A 15,621-nucleotide genomic window follows, 5' to 3' on the forward strand; every position below is an offset into this window, starting at 1 on the left:
ATGGTCGGTGGGGGAGGGTTTTTGGGGTGGGGTATGGGTGAGGTTGGGGAGGTAGCTGGGGCGGATGGTTGGGGGGAGGAGGGCATGGAGGGGCAGCAGGTGGAGGTCCCGGTGAGGGATGAGGGTGAGGGTGTGGATGTCGGTGAGGGAGTTAAGGAGTTGGGGGAGGTTGAGGATTTGGCTCAGGGTTTGCAGGTGGTGGGGGAGTTGTTGGGGCCAGGGGAATCCCCCTAAATCCCCCTTGGTAAGGGGGACTTCCCCTAAATCCCCCTTGGTAAGGGAGACTTCCCCTAAATCCCCCTTGGTAAGGGGGACTTCCCCTAAATCCCCCTTGGTAAGGGAGACTTCCCCTAAATCCCCCTTGGTAAGGGAGAATCCCCCTAAATCCCCCTTGGTAAGGGAGACTTCCCCTAAATCCCCCTTGGTAAGGGAGAATCCCCCTAAATCCCCCTTGGTAAGGGAGAATCCCCCTAAATCCCCCTTGGTAAGGGAGAATCCCCCTAAATCCCCCTTGGTAAGGGGGACTTCTTGTGATTCTTGGTGCTTCCGGTGCTGTTGGTACTGTTCTTTATACTGTTTGAGCCATTCGGTGAAGTTGGTTTGGGTTTTGGTGTCGGGGTTGTAGGGTGGGTCGCAGGGGGTGGTGAAGGTTTGGGGGTCTTGGTCGGGGCGGAGGAGGAATGTGGTGATTTGGGAGGGGCTGAGGTGCCAGTAGAGGATGGCTGTGTGGGGGGTGGGGCAAAGTTGGCGGATGCGGGTTTGCAGGGTTTCGGGACTGAGGGGTTGGGGGTTGGTGTCGGGGTCGCGCAGCCAAGTCAGGGCGATCGCTTTCCAACGTTCGGCCTCGGTGAGGGCTTGCCAGGGTTGGTTTTGGCTGATGAGGCGGTCAACGTTTAAGTGGTAGAAGTCGTTGAATTGATCCCGGAGGACTCGGCGATATTGGGAATTGGCACTTTGCAGGGCTTGGTTGAGGCGTTGGATGGCGTTGAGGGTGAGTGCATCGGCGGCTTCGGATTCTCCTAGGGCGCGATCGCATTTAATCCAATCCCGGAGGATTTCGAGGGTGTGGGGGGTGTAGAGGGGGTTGGCTTCGATAAGCTGGTAGGCTTGGCTGTAGCTTTTGGTAGCTTGGGCAAAGTAGAGGCGGGGGGTTCGTTGGGTTTGTCCCTGTTGGAAGTGGGCGCGGCCTGTAAACCAGTGTAGTTTGGCACAGCCGAGGGGGTCGCGGTCGGGGTTGAGGTGGCTTAGGCCGGTGGTGTAGTTTTCAAGGGCAGCTTGGTAGCCGGAGTGGAAGAAAAGGGCTTGACCCCGCATTGCCCAAGTTTCCCAGAGGTTGGGGTCAAGGTGGATGGCTTGGGTGTAGTCGGCGATCGCTTTTTCGTATTCTTTTAGGTAACAGTAGACATTGCCGTGACCGTAGTAGGCAAGGGCATAGTTGGGGTCAAGGTGTATGGCTTGGGTGTAGTCGGCGATCGCTTTTTCGTATTCTTTTAGGTTAATGTAGACATTGCCGTGACCGTAGTAGGCAAGGGCATAGTTGGGGTCAAGATTGATGGCTTGGGTGTAGTCGGCGATCGCTTTTTCGTATTCTTTTAGGTTAATGTAGACATTGCCGCGACCGTAGTAGGCAGGGGCAAGGTTGGGGTCAAGATTGATGGCTTGGGTGTAGTCGGCGAGCGCTTTTTCGTATTCTTTTAGGTCTAAGTAGACATTGCCGTGACCGTAGTAGGCAGGGGCATAGTTGGGGTCAAGGTGGATGGCTTGGGTGTACTCGGCGAGCGCTTTTTCGTATTCTTTTAGGTCTAAGTAGACATTGCCGCGATTGTTGTAGGCAAGGGCATAGTTGGGGTCAAGGTGGATGGCTTGGGTGTAGTCGGCGATCGCTTTTTCGTATTCTTTTAGGTCTAAGTAGACAGTGCCGCGACCGTTGTAGGCAAGGGCAAGGTTGGGGTCAAGATTGATGGCTTGGGTGTAGTCGGCGATCGCTTTTTCGTATTCTTTTAGGTCTAAGTAGAAATTGCCGCGACCGTTGTAGGCATCGGCAAAGTTGGGGTCAAGATGGATGGCTTGGGTGAAACAATTCATGGCACCCTGAAGATCCCCAGCGTAATAAGAATCAACACCTCGATTAAACAGTTCTATAGCTTCCGGTTTAATCTGCTCTAGTCCGGGCGGGGAAGGCTCGGGCTTCACCTCCTCACCCCCCAACTCTTGCACCATCACCACCGCCAACGCACTCAACTCTCCCAACTCAGCCCTTGTCAAATTCTGCCAGTGCTTGAGGGGCAACACATCTCGCCCTGCCCCAGAACGCACCCATGCCACTAAATCCTCTTCCGTCACCCCAAAACGGCGCAAGTCCTGAAAGGCGACATAACTCTGTTGTCCCAACATGACCTGACCTGCCACAGCGCGCAATGCTCCCCTAAAGTCTGGTTTGACGGGTTCGGGTTGGGGTTGGGGCTTTTTCTTACGAAATGGCCAAATCATGGGCGTTCTCCAGACCAGTAGACTTACCTACAGTTTAGCCAAAAAATGGCTCAGAAACCGGGTTTCTTGCAGTCCCTCGTTTTCCCGCTACACCCTCACAGAAACCCGGTTTCTTTTTCCACCTCAAATGTTTGCAAGAAAAGGATATACTACTGCTTGACAATAGTAACGCAGTGCAGTACGATCATGATCGTAAACTTTAAATCTGACCAAACAAAGCTAATCTTTGAAGGTTTCATATCTCGCCATTATCCCAGTGATATCCAAAGGATTGCGCTCCGGAAACTGCTACTCCTTGATGCAGCAACATCAGTTCATGATCTGCGTGTTCCACCAGGAAATCGATTGGAAAAATTAACTGGCGATCGCAAAGGTCAATATAGTATCCGCATCAATAATCAGTGGCGAATCTGTTTTATCTGGACAGATCAAAATAATGCGGATCAAGTTGAAATCGTAGACTACCACTGAAAATTTTTTATGGACAACAACCGTTTACCCAATATTCATCCGGGTGAAATCCTGCGATTAGAATTTCTCGAACCCCTCAATATTACTGCCTATCGCTTAAGCAAAGATATTGGTGTATCGCAAACGCGCATTAGTGAAATTTTAGCCGAAAAGCGCAGTATTACCGCAGATACAGCATTACGCTTATCAAAATATTTTGGCAACACCCCTCAATTTTGGCTCAATTTACAAAACGGGTATGATTTACGCCAAGCGCAGGAAGAAAATCAAGAAATTTATCATCAGATTCCTGTTGGCCAATTTGCCCATTTAAACGAGTAAACACCCAAACTAAAGCCCAGAAACCGGGTTTCTTGCATCTCCTCGTTTTCCCACAATTTCCTCCCAGAAACCCGGTTTCTTTTCCCCCAAAAGCTGAGAAAACCCCTATTTAACTTGGGTTTGTTCCGTTTCTCCGTGGGCTTTGAGGAGGGCGGCGATGCGACGACGGATCAGTGGGGGGTGTTGGGTTGCGCTGGCGCTTCACCCAACCTACGGATTCCAAAACAATTCTCAATTCTTTTGTTGGGTTGCGCTGGCGCTTCACCCAACCTACGGATTCCAAAACAATTCTCAATTCTTTTGTTGGGTTGCGCTGGCGCTTCACCCAACCTACGGATCCCAAAACAATTCTCAATTCTTTTGTTGGGTTGCGCTGGCGCTTCACCCAACCTACGGGGGGTTATTGATTTTCAACGGAATGACTGGAACGCCAAATCCACCAGGCGGCTAAACAGAGGGTAATGTTGCCGACTACAGTCATACTAGCTTGAACGGTGACTAACCATTCTAAGCGGGGGAGATTGTCGAAAAAATGCCAGGTACAGGCACACATGGCGCTGACGAGGGCGGGGAGCATTGCCCAGGATAAACTGCGCCAAGTGCGATCGCCTGTCACCTCACTATAGGTCCAAATCAACCAAATCGCGGCAATCCACTCGACAACACTCGACACATGAATGATCCAAGTGGGAATAGAAAGGGCGTGCATAACGGAAATCAGCAAGAAAGGAAAGTAGTCCTATCCTAGCGGAAAATTAACCCGCCACTTCCCGTAAATGGAAGGCATTCCGCTTGAGGGTGCGCAGGGCTTTATTTTGCAGTTGCCGCACCCGTTCATGACTCATGCCGCAATGGTTCCCAATTTCTTTAAAACTCATCTTTTTGCCCCCTTGGAAACCAAAACGTAAACTAATAATCTCCCGTTGTCGAGCGGGTAAACTGTTTAGTAAATCCTGCACATGAGTTTGTAACTCTTGATGACTGGCAAACTCACTCGGAGAAATAGAATCATCGGCTAATAATTGCCCCAACTCTGTTTGATCATCATCCTTCACCGTCACGTTTAAGCTCTTAGGATTAGTACGATAAACCGCTTGGCAAATTTGGCGTAATTTAAAGATATCTACTTCTAATTCAGCCGCAATCTCTTCCTCTGTTGGTTTTCGCCCCAATTCTTGGGAAATTTCCCGGGTAATTCGTTTAATTTGATTCACTTGTTCGGTAATATGAATGGGGAGGCGTATGGTTCGGCTTTGTTCGGCTATAGCGCGAGTAATCGCCTGACGCACCCACCAGTAAGCATAGGTGGAAAATTTATAACCCCGGGTGGGATCAAATTTCTCAATCCCCCGCATTAGTCCTAAGCTCCCTTCTTGGATTAAGTCCAGTAACGATAATCCTCGATGCTGGTATTTCTTCGCAATAGATACCACTAATCTTAAGTTCGCTTGAGCCATTTTCTGCCGCGCTAGTTGTCCTTGTTGGACGATTTTTTCTTCCTGTTCTGTTCGCTCTGTCTTTTCCAGTAATGGTAACATTGCCTGAACTTTTGTTGCTAATTCTACCTCTTCGGCACGACTCAGCAGAGGAGTCCGCCCGATTTCTTGCAGGTACGCTTTAATGTTATCGGTAGCAACTTTAGCCATGTTTTAATTGTCCTCCTAGACAGATGCTAAACTGGGTTGAATTCTCTTTAAATGGGTGAAATTTAAAGGGGGAACAAAGCTGTGATAGGTTTCAGGTTAGCTTTCCATTGATTTGACCGGAAACAAAAGGTTTAATCAAAGGTTTAATCATCGCTTATGTTTAGAAACTATTTTGGCTGAGGGCATACTAGAACAACAATTCCAGTTAAGAGGGTGTTCTCGAAACAAGGTTCACTCTTGACCTTAAACAAGTGAGTCAAACGGAGTTACTAAACAGAGACTTCATTCAAAGAATCTAGGTAAATCGATAATCAACTTAGATCGGTTTATTTCGGCAGAATCAGGATTGGATTTTTACTTTTTTAGTCTTCCCCGCTTCAGGCAAAAAATTAAACGATCTTCACTCTTTTTTACATAAAGTCAACTGGTGAGTCGGATTTGTAATTGCTATTTATGACTACTAGACTTTATGAGTATTAGTGTGATCACGTGATGATGATCTATAGCGTTAACAAACGAGATGCAAGTTGGCTTAGGGTTTGTCAGATTTCACAAAGATAGTCCGAAACCTATATAGTCCGAAACCTAGATTTTTTGGGCTGACGCACCATCTAGATTCAAAAATTAATACTATATCATTGTTCGTATTTCATTAAGACCAGCAAATTGAGACTGACTATATGTATGGATGAGGGAGTACGGAGGAGGGAAGTTGTTCTAAAAAAACTGAGTTCCCTGTCAAAGATTAAACTGAAAAACCCAACGGACAAACCTAAAAACTGTTTTGAGCTTAAATATTTGAGCCTAAGTTTTTAGTCTAACCTTTGAGCCTGAGCTAGCAAGTTGTATTCAGCCCAAATATGTGCTTCTTTTAATGTGCTTCTTGTAATGTGCTTATTCATAATCAACTTATGAACTCATCAACATTTCCACTCAGCCGTCTCCGACCAGTTTAACATAGTTAACAAAATTTTGCAATTCCCCCCAAGGGTGTGAGTAACTCCCCGCAATGCAGTGGGCGGGTCAAGGGGGGTTACTCTAGGAAGAATCAAAATATTTCTTAATATTATTTTTTTTGTTCTATCCAAGGGGTGAGCGCGGGCTGAAAATAGGCGATTGTTTGATGGGAAAGGCTCTTGCAGAACGTCTGTACATACATTATGCCAACGTAATCATTGACAAATGAGATAAAATATTGTAATATTATCTATCATATAGGGTATAAACTAGCCCTACAAAAATTTGCTGATTGCAGACTCCACGCTAGTTAGAGCAGTTTTTAAACGTGCGAGTTATTTAGATTAATCTCATGTAGATTTATCTCTCAGCTTGAGTGCGGTTCGAGCTAAGGGTTAAGTTCATTGCAAGGCCTCTAAATTGCAGGGATTTAGGTTTTAGTTCAAGCTTCTGGTTCAGGTTACTGAGAATCCCGATAGTTTCTGATCTGGATTAATGGCGGGGTTGGTGGAGTTGTGATCAGTCCTGATGTCCCATTGCTGATCAATAATTGCCGATCTATTGTTCTATGTCTCAATCTTATCTCTCTCGTTTAGGGCGAGCATGCGCGAGGATTACCCTCTGGCCAAGTGGTCTAAAAATTAGTGGCCTAAAAATATTGGAGGCAGTCCGTGGAAAAATTGCGGCTGTGTTTACGGTTTTGGGGAGAGGTCATTCCCGAGGGGTTAAAGTCCGATGGTTCAAGTTTGGGGCTTGGATTGTGGGGACTTTGGTCTTGTTGCAATGGCTGGTGGTGCCAGGTTTTAGTCAGTCTCCGGTGAAAATTCAGGTGATGATGCAGGCGCTAGAGGCCAATCAGTGGCAAGAGATGGAGGCGGCGTTTGAGGAGGCGAATCCAGATATTGATTTAGAGTTAGTGGAAGCGCCCAATGCGACGAATTTAGTAGAGGATCTTTACACCTCGGCGTTTTTGTTGGGAGATTCGCCCTATGATTTGGTTTATTTAGATATTGTTTGGGTGCCGAAGTTTGCGGCGGCTGGTTGGTTGATGGATTTAAGCGATCGCCTTTCCCCAGAAGACGAGGCCGATTTCCTTGACGGAGACTTAGCTGGAGGGCGTTATCAAGAGGGTTTATATCGCATCCCCTTCCGTTCCGATGGCGGGATGTTATACTACCGCACCGACTTACTAGCCCAAGCTGGCTATGATCCCCCCCGCACCTTTGACGACTTAATCCAGATTTCCCAATCCGTGCAAGAACAAGGTTTAGCCCAGTGGGGGTACTTGTGGCAGGGGCAACAGTACGAAGGATTAGCGGCCATGTTTGTGGAAATTTTGCGCGGACATGGGGCGTTTTGGGTGGATCCCGATAGCCTCGAAGTAGGATTAGATCAACCGAATGCGATCGCCGCCGTAGAATTCCTGCGCAGCACCATTGAAAAAGGCATTTCGCCCCCCGGTGTCACCACCTACGCCGAAGAAGAAACCCGCCGTCTGTTCCAAAACGGCAACACCCTATTTTTACGCAACTGGCCCTATGTCGCCGGATTAGCCGCCGACTCCCCCATTGCCGATCAATTCGCCATCCAGCCCATGGTACACCTTCCCGGTGAGGAGAGCGGCGCTTGTCAAGGGGGTTGGGGCTTAGGCATCTCTGCAACCACCCCCCACCCTGACGAAGCATGGCGGGTGATTGAATTCATCACCAGTCGAGAGGTGCAGAAACAATTTATTCTCGACACCCGCTATGTTCCCAGTCGGCGTTCCCTCTTTAACGATCCCGATATTGTCGCCGCCTATGACTACTATCCCCAACTCTTAGAAGTCGTCGAAAATTCGGTTTTGCGCCCCCCCATCGCCCAATATGCCCAAGCCTCGGACATTTTGCAGCGTTATCTCAGCGCCGCCATTACGGGGCGAATGACTCCTGAAGCCGCCATGCAGGCCGCAGCCCGAGAGACGCGCAACGTTTTAGGTAGAGCCTAATCTGTGCTATGTCGTAAGTTTCAACTTCCCGAAAAATGACTCAAGATTTAATTCGTCAACGAGAACAACGCATCGGGTGGTTATTATTAACCCCCGCCTTAATCCTGCTCTTATTCGTCTTTGCCTATCCCATTGGGCGAGCTTTTTTCCTCAGCTTATTTACTGAGAACCTAGGAACTCAATTACAGCCCATTTTCTCCGGCTTGAGTAACTATCACCGCCTAATCGAAGATGGTCGCTTTTGGGAGAGTTTATGGAATACCAGCGTATTTACAGGCGTTAGTATTTTCTGTGAATTAGTGTTAGGGATGGTATTTGCTTTAATCCTTAACCAAAGCTTTCGCGGTCGGGGATTAGTCCGCACCTCTGCCCTATTACCGTGGGCCTTACCTACGGCCGTCATGGGTTTAGCTTGGGCGTGGATTTTTAATGATCAATATGGGGTAGTCAACGATATTTTATCCCGCTTCCCCTTCTGGGAAACTAACATCACTTGGTTGGGAGATCCCACCCGAGCAATGTTAGCCTTAATTGTGGCCGATGTGTGGAAAACAACGCCCTTTATTGCCATTCTCTTATTAGCTGGTTTACAGTCCATTCCCGAGGACTTATATGAAGCCCATGCCATTGATGGGGCGACTCCTTGGCAAAGTTTTTGTCAAGTGACCTTACCCTTATTAACTCCCCAGATTGTGATTGCTTTATTATTCCGTTTTGCCCAATCCTTCGGGATTTTTGACCTAGTTCAAGTGATGACCGGAGGAGGGCCAGCCGGGGCAACGGAAACCGTTTCTATTTATATCTACGCCACAGTAAGACGGTATTTGGACTTTGGCTATGGAGCCGCTTTAGTGGTCGTGACCTTTGTCTTATTAATTTTAGCCGTTGTTTTGGCCGGATTCTTGCTTTCTAAAGCGCGTATTAATGTTTCAGGAGGTCGATAAAAATGGCAATTGCCCAAGAGACAAAAGCTCATACTCACCCAAAAATGAAGATTTCTTCCCGGAGTATTGTACTGTGGGTGGGGGTGGTGTTTATGGTGGTTTTTTGCCTCGCTCCGGCGCTCTGGCAAGTCCTCACCTCCTTTAAAACCAATGCGGCAATTTCCGCCTTGCCGACGATTTATTTCCCCAGTTTTAGCGATTTAACTTGGGATCATTACACCAGTTTGGGGGCGGGATTTTGGCGGTATGTGTTTAATAGTGCCTTAGTTTCGTTACTTTCTACCTTGTTATGTTTAGGACTGGGCGCACCTGCGGCTTATACGTTGGCGCGGATTAAGCTGCCGGGAGAGTCTTTGATTTTAGGGGGGATTTTAATTGTCAGTTTATTTCCCTATGTTTTGTTGTTTTTAGGACTGTTAGAAATTGTCAAGTTTGTGGGCTTAGGGAATAATTATCTGGCGTTAATTGTCCCGTACAGTGCGATTAATTTACCTTTGACGATTTTGGTTCTACGGAGTTTTTTCCAACAACTGCCGAGGGATTTAGAAGATTCCGCCAAAATGGATGGCTATAGTACGGTGCAAATGTTGTTAAAAATCATGATTCCTTTGACCATTCCAGCGTTAGTAACCACGGGAATTTTAGCCTTTATTTTTGCTTGGAATGAGTTTATTTTTGCCTTGACTTTTGTCACCCGAGATGCCATGAAAACTATTCCCGTAGCCGTAGCCCAAATTGGCGGCTCTTCGGTGTATGAAATCCCCTACGGCCCTATTGCGGCGGCGACGGTGGTAGGAACCTTACCGTTGCTGGTGTTGGTGTTATTCTTCCAGCGTCGGATTGTCCAAGGGATTACGGCTGGGGCGGTTAAGGGTTAATCAAGTAACTGACCAGTGAATTTTAAAATCTGCAAACTATAAAATAAAGGGAAAATGGCCACTTTAACCTTAAAAGAATTACGCAAACAATTTACACCGGAGGTGGTTCCGGTGAAGAATATTACTCTCACGGTGGAAGATGGGGAGTTTCTCACGCTATTGGGACCCTCGGGGTGTGGTAAATCTACGCTGTTACGGTTGATTGCGGGTTTGGAACAACCAACGGCTGGGACGGTTTGGGTGGGGGAGCAGAATCTCAATGCGGTGAATCCGGGCGATCGCAATATGGCGATGGTGTTCCAAAGTTACGCCCTTTATCCCCACATGACTGTAGCGGATAATATCTCCACTTCCCTCAAGTTGCGTCAAGTCCCCCCGGCCGAAATTACCCAACGGGTGCGCACCGTGGCCGATAAGTTGGACATTTCCCACCTCTTGGGGCGGAAACCCCGCAGTCTGTCGGGGGGACAACGGCAACGGGTAGCCCTAGCGCGGGCGTTAGTGCGCAAACCTGATGTATTTTTGTTAGATGAACCCTTGAGTAATTTAGATGCCTTATTACGGGAACAGGTGCGAGGGGAATTGAAACAGTTGTTTGAGTCCCAAAATCGCCCCGTCGTCTACGTCACCCATGACCAAATTGAGGCCATGACCCTTTCGAGTAAGGTGGCGGTATTGTTGGATGGTTTGGTACAACAATTAGACCCCCCCAGTCGCATCTATACCCATCCGGCCAATAAATTTGTCGCGGGGTTTGTGGGCAGTCCCCAAATGAATCTGTTAACCCTAGACTGTCAGGGCAAGGTGGCGAAACTGGGCCATTGTGAGATCCCCTTACCTCCCTTAGCCCAAGTCCCTAAGTTAATTGATTTGGGCATTCGTCCCGAAGCGCTGTCGGTGAAAGGGTCTGAGGTTTCGGATCAGGAGTTGGTGATTGGGGGGAAGGTCTTTCTCTCGGAAAACTTTGGCCGAGAAACCCTAGTGAGTTTGAGGGTTGAGGGTTCTCAAGATGTCATTCGGGCTTTAATTCCACCGGATCAAACCTGGAACCCTGAATATACTAAACTGGTGGTTCCTTTCTCTAGTTTGCACTGGTTTGATGCGGAAACGGGCGATCGCCTTTAAACCCCATCCCAATCCCCCTGATGCACCCCCGATGAGCAATCCATTACTGCATCGTGCGGGCCGGAAGCTTCAACCGACGGATCATCTCTAAAATGACCTCGGTTTTCGTTTTCCCTTTCGATAAACAATATTCTTCTAAGTGCGACAAATCCGCTTCAGGCAAGCGGATTGTCAGGACTTTATTTGAAGGGGGCTTAGTTCTGGACATAGTGGCATCATATCCTGTTTGTAATGACAATATACTTTAATTGTATAGTAAAAATACTGCTTATACTAGCCTTGAGCAAAAAAGCCAACATTTCTCAAGATTGTTCCAATTCTATCAAAAGGATGGCGGGGGAATGCTCCGTCCCTAGCCGATAGGGGTCGGATGTGCTGGATTAACTTTCCTTCCCATTCCACCGCAGTTATCGTGGAATAGATTACTATTCACGGATAGCTGTTGATGCCTAAAATCATGATTGGTGTGATGGGACCGGGGGAAAAGGCGAGGCCTCAAGATGTGGCTTTAGCGTATCAACTGGGGGCGGCGATCGCACAATCCGGTTGGATTTTACTCACCGGAGGCCGCAATGTGGGGGTTATGGAGGCGGCCAATCAGGGGGCAAAATCGGCCAAAGGTTTCACCATTGGGATTTTGCCCTGGGATACCCTTTTCCCGCTTGAAAGAAATTTTGAAAGGCTTTGTCTAATCGTCTGAGATTTTGTTGCAATACCGTAGAATGAATGAGTTTGTACCAAGGATGAGACTTTTTCAACCTAGGTAATTCTGAGGATTGCTGTTCATAAGCACTTCGCTTTTTCCCGTTCTTTTTAAACGGTTCTCCTAAGTTAGAATTTTTGGAAATAGAACAGGTTAATGGTGTGCAATGAGCTTTCGTTCTCAAATCACAATACTCTCCTAGTCGGGGTGCTTTCACCTCCTCGTATGCTTCTATCCTATCTCTCAAACAATAGTTATAATGACTTCTAAGCATCGTTATCCAATTAAGCATTATTTTTGCTTGGGATTCCGATGGCTTAAGTTTGTACTTATGAGTTACGATCATCTTGATCTTATTGGCTGATTATTTCAGAATTTTTAATTTTATTTTTCATTATAGTGGCAACCTTCTCAAAACTGCCACTATTTTTTTTAGCTACCATGAAAAAGCCCCAACCAATACTCAGTTGGAGTTATTGATTTGGGCTTTTTGTTTACTTTATTGTCCCTGTTTTCTGATGAATCACCAGTCGTCAGGATGCCCCCTTTTATCCCAACTTCTAATAACGCACTCTCGGATCTAAGATACCATAGGTTAGATCAGCGATTAAATTAAAAATCACAATGAGAATGGCATAAATAAAGGTAATAGCCATAATGACAGGGGTATCACTGCGATAAATGGATTCAATCAATAATGCCCCAATTCCGGGGACGCGAAACACTCGTTCTGTAATTAAAGCTCCGGTGAAAACCGTGGGAATATCTAAGGCGACTAAGGTAACAACAGGAATTAAGGCATTGCGCAAAATATGACGGTTTAAAATGATCCATTGTTGCAGTCCCTTGGCTTGGGCAGTGCGGACATAATCTTGGGGTAATTGCTCTAAAATAGAAGCTCTCACAAAGCGCATTAATACGGCAGATTGGTAGAGGGCAAGGACGGTTACAGGCATAATAGATTGTCTAATTTGCTCGATAAAAGTTGCCCAACTGTTGACTTGTAATGTGCTGTTATAAATAAAGGGAAACCATTTGAGATTGACGCTAAAGATAATAATAAAGAGTAACCCGGTAAAAAAGGTGGGTAAGGAGAAGCCTAAAAAAGAAAAGGTGGTGACAATTTGATCTAAAAAAGAATAGCGTTTGAGGGCGGAAATAATGCCTAATGGGAGGGCGAGCAACACACTAATAATATAGGCACTGCCCACCACCCATAGAGTTGTAGGAAGGCGTTGTAGGATGAGGTCAATGACGGGGCTGCGACTGGTGAAGGAATAGCCTAAGTCTCCTCTGAGAAATGCCCAAACCCACTTAAAATAACGGATGTAGATGGGTTGATCTAAACCTAGCGATCGCCTGATATTTTCCCGCACCTCTGCACTAATGGAAGGATTCGAGGCAAACTCTCCCATAGGATTCCCGGGGGCTAACGCAAGGATCAAAAACACTACAGCACTAATAGCAATCAGTGTGGGAATTGAGATCAGTAAGCGATTAATGAGATAGCGTGTCATGGGGCATAAGGTCATTCTATCCACGCACTATATCACAGGGAATCTCAGGGCTTGCGCCTTTTGTTCCCCCCCTTGAGGGGATGGGGAATTCCGGAATATTTTGTTAAAAATTTTCCTACTATATGCTCATGCTTTTATTTAAACAAAAAAAGGTTTATAATAACTTTTATTACTTATTTTTGATAATTTTAATATTAGTACTTATGATTAGTAATCATTGTTTAATGCACATTAAAGGCTAAAACTTCTCAGTTATGTTGTACCCTCAGACCGCCCCGCAAGGGGTCTTCCCTTGGTTGAGTTTCTCTGCACCCATTCCTCCCACTGGACACACCGAATTTAAGGTAGTGGACGAGTGCGATCGCCCTTTATACAATGGACTGCAATTCCTCCTGTTTAGCTTAATCTGGCCCAGCGTTGGTTTAATCCTCTATTTCAGTAAGCTAATCGCCCCAGATATAGTCTCTGGCATCATTTGGATAGGAATCCCCTTAGTCTTCTACAAAAGAATTGTCTGGCCATTGTGCCTTATCGCCTGCGGTATGCCTTGGAATTTGCTGTGGCGAAGATCTCCGGCAAAACCAGACACCTTTTCAATCAACTTCAAAAGGCTTGCACTCTTCATCTGTCTCTTCTTGGTCGCCATAACGGTTGTGGTTTCACAAAATCGTTTTTATTCCCTGTGGCCTACCCTACAAGAGTTAGCCCATAGTGTCTGGAGTCTGTGGGTGGTTGCCGCCGAATTAGCGGCTGTGACATCTAGTGCCTTGATGAAGTGGACTTGGCAGAAAAAACAATCTCAGCGCAGCAAAAACAAAAGAGGGGGCAATCGACCACGTTTCCACTGTGCCGCTTGTGAAGAACCGATGAAAAAGGTCTTTGAACCCCAATTAATGCCCTTGCTCACCAATATTGAACGGGCGACTCATGGCCTTAACTCAGTGGTTTATGAGGGGTGGTGGTGTCCTCACTGTTATCCCCAACGTCGTCGAGATACCATTCATCTGCGCAGTTATGCACTGAAGCGACCTCGTAACGTGGAACAATGTCCCAACTGTGAAGCTTACACCCTTGAGTACAAGATTAAGTATACAGGTAACCTTTTTCAATCTAGCTATTGGCATCAAAAAATTTGCTATGCTTGCGACTATCGCCAGGAGTGGGAAGTAACGCCTGAGTATCGAGGAAGTTATGGCACTGGGGTTAGCGGTGGCTTTGGGGGTGGCAGTAGTAGCGGTGGTGGTGGCTTCGGGGGCGGTAGTAGCGGCGGTGGGGGGGCTGGTGCCGGTTTCGGTGGTGGTGGTGGTGGTGGTTGTGGCGGTTGTGGTGGTTGTTAGCGAACCGCCGAGAAGCCCCGCGCTCTCCCCATAGGGGAGCGTCGGGAGGATGTCACTGTGTTGAACAAAATAGCGACGCATTCCCCCACCTCGCGCCCTCGCAGGTGGGGTGAGCTTCATAACCTGTCAGGGGATCTGGTTCAAAACATCTTTCTGCTCTTGCCATAGACTAAGATTAGGGACAGTAGTGATTTTGCTGAAAAGTCCCGACTCTGGCACTTCTGCATAGATATTATGGAAATCCTCTGTACTCGTCCCGGCTGCCCAAAACCTCACAATGTTTTCCCAGACCTTGATGATCAGAATAAATTAAAAACCACCCAGCAAAAGTTTTGTATGACCTGTGGGATGCCGTTGATTTTAGGGGGGCGCTATCTTCCTTGCCGTCTGTTGGGGCGGGGGGGCTTTGGGGCGGCGTTTCTAGCTCGCGATCGCTACACCACCAGTTTAAGGTTATGTGTGGTCAAGTTATTTCAACCCGCCGGAGATCCCAGTCCCAAACAATTGGAAATTGCCCTCGGTCTGTTTCAACGGGAGGCGGAAGTGTTGGAAGAGTTGGGAGTTCATCCCCAAATTCCCGACTCCTACGCCTTTTTCCCCTTGATGGTGCCGAGTATGGGACAAAACAAGGAAGAACAGTTTTTCTATTTAGTTCAAGAATATATCGACGGGGAAGACCTAGAACGGGAACAAGCCCACAAAGGCATCTATTCGGAGGGGGAAGTCATTGAGATTCTGCAAGCCATTCTGCACATTCTCAAGTTTGTCCATGAAAACAATTCTATCCACCGGGACATTAAACCCTCGAATATTATGCGGAGTAAAGAGGGTAAGTTCTATTTACTGGATTTTGGGGCTGTTAAACAGGTGACAACCAGCGCGGCAACGCCCCAAGGACGGTCAACGGGAATCTATTCAATGGGCTTTGCTCCCCCGGAACAGATGCAGGGGGCGCAGGTCTACCCCTCGACGGATTTATATGCCCTCGCTTGTACGGCTTTAAGCTTGCTAACCGGGAAACCCCCAGAAGATTTGTATGATTCCTATAGTAACGATTGGAATTGGCGACCCCATGCTCCCCAAGTAAGCGATCGCCTCGCCGCAGTTCTCGACCGGATGTTACTCCCTAGCCCTAAGTCCCGCTTTCAATCCGCCCAAGAGGTCTTAGCCGCCCTACAAAGGCCCGTAGCCGCCCCTCCCCCACCCAAACCCGCCCCACCTCCCCCCAACCCTGTACAACCGCCT

At 47.4% G+C, this 15,621-nt stretch carries 14 protein-coding genes and 3 pseudogenes; 10 read left to right on the forward strand and 7 right to left on the reverse strand.

Annotated features, from left to right (window positions below; genetic code table 11):
• Window positions 1-2,490: tetratricopeptide repeat protein (locus tag K4A83_RS18245; RefSeq protein WP_265266093.1), on the reverse strand; the 2,490-nt coding region annotated here is incomplete at its 3' end.
• A gap of 186 nt (window positions 2,491-2,676) precedes the next feature.
• Between K4A83_RS18245 and K4A83_RS18250 the strand changes: the two genes are divergently transcribed.
• Together K4A83_RS18250 and K4A83_RS18255 are read left to right on the forward strand one after the other, a co-directional pair.
• A complete protein-coding gene (locus K4A83_RS18250) occupies window positions 2,677-2,961 on the forward strand; it encodes a type II toxin-antitoxin system RelE/ParE family toxin (protein WP_265266094.1) in 285 nt (94 codons plus the stop codon).
• A gap of 9 nt (window positions 2,962-2,970) precedes the next feature.
• Window positions 2,971-3,282, forward strand: a complete 312-nt coding sequence (locus K4A83_RS18255; protein WP_265266095.1) for a HigA family addiction module antitoxin — start codon at window positions 2,971-2,973, stop codon at window positions 3,280-3,282.
• Between the two features lie 109 nt (window positions 3,283-3,391).
• Here the strand turns inward: K4A83_RS18255 and K4A83_RS18260 are convergent, their stop codons facing one another.
• Genes K4A83_RS18260 through K4A83_RS18270 form a run of 3 tightly spaced genes read right to left on the reverse strand, consistent with a single transcriptional unit; the run spans window position 3,392 to window position 4,928 of the window.
• On the reverse strand, window positions 3,392-3,667 hold the full coding sequence (locus tag K4A83_RS18260; RefSeq protein ID WP_265266096.1) for a hypothetical protein: 276 nt from the start codon (window positions 3,665-3,667) through the stop codon (window positions 3,392-3,394).
• Window positions 3,668-3,682: 15 nt separating this feature from the next.
• The gene (locus tag K4A83_RS18265) at window positions 3,683-3,991 is read right to left on the reverse strand and encodes a DUF2499 domain-containing protein (protein WP_265266097.1); all 309 of its coding nucleotides are present in this window, start codon (window positions 3,989-3,991) and stop codon (window positions 3,683-3,685) included.
• Between the two features lie 46 nt (window positions 3,992-4,037).
• Entirely contained in the window at window positions 4,038-4,928 is an 891-nt protein-coding gene (locus K4A83_RS18270; protein WP_265266098.1) for a sigma-70 family RNA polymerase sigma factor, read from the reverse strand.
• Between the two features lie 1,525 nt (window positions 4,929-6,453).
• Between K4A83_RS18270 and K4A83_RS18275 the strand changes: the two genes are divergently transcribed.
• From K4A83_RS18275 to K4A83_RS23520, 5 genes and pseudogenes are all read left to right on the forward strand, one after another.
• The gene (locus tag K4A83_RS18275; protein WP_265266099.1) at window positions 6,454-7,872 is read left to right on the forward strand and encodes an ABC transporter substrate-binding protein; all 1,419 of its coding nucleotides are present in this window, start codon (window positions 6,454-6,456) and stop codon (window positions 7,870-7,872) included.
• Between the two features lie 35 nt (window positions 7,873-7,907).
• Complete coding sequence (locus tag K4A83_RS18280; protein WP_265266100.1) at window positions 7,908-8,816, forward strand: carbohydrate ABC transporter permease; 909 nt, start codon at window positions 7,908-7,910, stop codon at window positions 8,814-8,816.
• A gap of 44 nt (window positions 8,817-8,860) precedes the next feature.
• Window positions 8,861-9,694, forward strand: a complete 834-nt coding sequence (locus K4A83_RS18285) for a carbohydrate ABC transporter permease (RefSeq protein WP_265266101.1) — start codon at window positions 8,861-8,863, stop codon at window positions 9,692-9,694.
• Between the two features lie 156 nt (window positions 9,695-9,850).
• Window positions 9,851-10,174: pseudogene (locus K4A83_RS23515) on the forward strand (ATP-binding cassette domain-containing protein); the annotation flags it as partial.
• 291 nt (window positions 10,175-10,465) lie between these two features.
• On the forward strand, window positions 10,466-10,819 hold the full coding sequence (locus K4A83_RS23520; RefSeq protein ID WP_407810126.1) for a TOBE domain-containing protein: 354 nt from the start codon (window positions 10,466-10,468) through the stop codon (window positions 10,817-10,819).
• Window positions 10,820-10,862: 43 nt separating this feature from the next.
• Here K4A83_RS23520 and K4A83_RS18295 read toward each other — a convergent pair whose 3' ends face one another.
• On the reverse strand, window positions 10,863-11,027 hold the full coding sequence (locus tag K4A83_RS18295; RefSeq protein WP_265266103.1) for a hypothetical protein: 165 nt from the start codon (window positions 11,025-11,027) through the stop codon (window positions 10,863-10,865).
• 237 nt (window positions 11,028-11,264) lie between these two features.
• Here K4A83_RS18295 and K4A83_RS18300 point away from each other — a divergent pair.
• A pseudogene (locus K4A83_RS18300) lies at window positions 11,265-11,462 on the forward strand (SLOG cluster 4 domain-containing protein); the annotation flags it as partial.
• Here the strand turns inward: K4A83_RS18300 and K4A83_RS23525 are convergent.
• Together K4A83_RS23525 and K4A83_RS18305 are read right to left on the reverse strand one after the other, a co-directional pair.
• Window positions 11,449-11,868 (reverse strand): annotated as a pseudogene (locus K4A83_RS23525) (helix-turn-helix domain-containing protein); the annotation flags it as partial. The pseudogenes K4A83_RS18300 and K4A83_RS23525 sit on opposite strands and share 14 nt — an antisense overlap.
• Before the next feature lie 214 nt (window positions 11,869-12,082).
• The gene (locus K4A83_RS18305) at window positions 12,083-13,039 is read right to left on the reverse strand and encodes an ABC transporter permease (RefSeq protein WP_265266105.1); all 957 of its coding nucleotides are present in this window, start codon (window positions 13,037-13,039) and stop codon (window positions 12,083-12,085) included.
• Between the two features lie 653 nt (window positions 13,040-13,692).
• On the opposite strand from K4A83_RS18305, the gene K4A83_RS18310 reads away from it, so the two are divergent.
• Window positions 13,693-14,376, forward strand: a complete 684-nt coding sequence (locus K4A83_RS18310; RefSeq protein ID WP_265266107.1) for a hypothetical protein — start codon at window positions 13,693-13,695, stop codon at window positions 14,374-14,376.
• A 234-nt stretch (window positions 14,377-14,610) separates the two neighbouring features.
• A partial coding sequence (locus K4A83_RS18315; RefSeq protein ID WP_265266108.1) for a serine/threonine-protein kinase occupies window positions 14,611-15,621 on the forward strand: 1,011 nt, incomplete at its 3' end.

The organism is Spirulina subsalsa FACHB-351, assembly GCF_026130165.1.
GTDB lineage: Bacteria > Cyanobacteriota > Cyanobacteriia > Cyanobacteriales > Spirulinaceae > Spirulina_A > Spirulina_A subsalsa_A.

Excerpts from the sequence above, each read along its gene's own strand:
- K4A83_RS18280 (WP_265266100.1), top strand. The coding sequence starts at position 7,908 with ATGACTCAAGATTTAATTCGTCAACGAGAACAACGCATCGGGTGGTTA.
- K4A83_RS18265 (WP_265266097.1), bottom strand. The coding sequence starts at position 3,991 with ATGCACGCCCTTTCTATTCCCACTTGGATCATTCATGTGTCGAGTGTT.
- K4A83_RS18285 (WP_265266101.1), top strand. The coding sequence starts at position 8,861 with ATGAAGATTTCTTCCCGGAGTATTGTACTGTGGGTGGGGGTGGTGTTT.
- K4A83_RS18255 (WP_265266095.1), top strand. The coding sequence starts at position 2,971 with ATGGACAACAACCGTTTACCCAATATTCATCCGGGTGAAATCCTGCGA.
- K4A83_RS18250 (WP_265266094.1), top strand. The coding sequence starts at position 2,677 with ATGATCGTAAACTTTAAATCTGACCAAACAAAGCTAATCTTTGAAGGT.
- K4A83_RS18295 (WP_265266103.1), bottom strand. The coding sequence starts at position 11,027 with ATGTCCAGAACTAAGCCCCCTTCAAATAAAGTCCTGACAATCCGCTTG.
- K4A83_RS18270 (WP_265266098.1), bottom strand. The coding sequence starts at position 4,928 with ATGGCTAAAGTTGCTACCGATAACATTAAAGCGTACCTGCAAGAAATC.
- K4A83_RS23520 (WP_407810126.1), top strand. The coding sequence starts at position 10,466 with ATGAATCTGTTAACCCTAGACTGTCAGGGCAAGGTGGCGAAACTGGGC.
- K4A83_RS18305 (WP_265266105.1), bottom strand. The coding sequence starts at position 13,039 with ATGACACGCTATCTCATTAATCGCTTACTGATCTCAATTCCCACACTG.
- K4A83_RS18275 (WP_265266099.1), top strand. The coding sequence starts at position 6,454 with ATGTCTCAATCTTATCTCTCTCGTTTAGGGCGAGCATGCGCGAGGATT.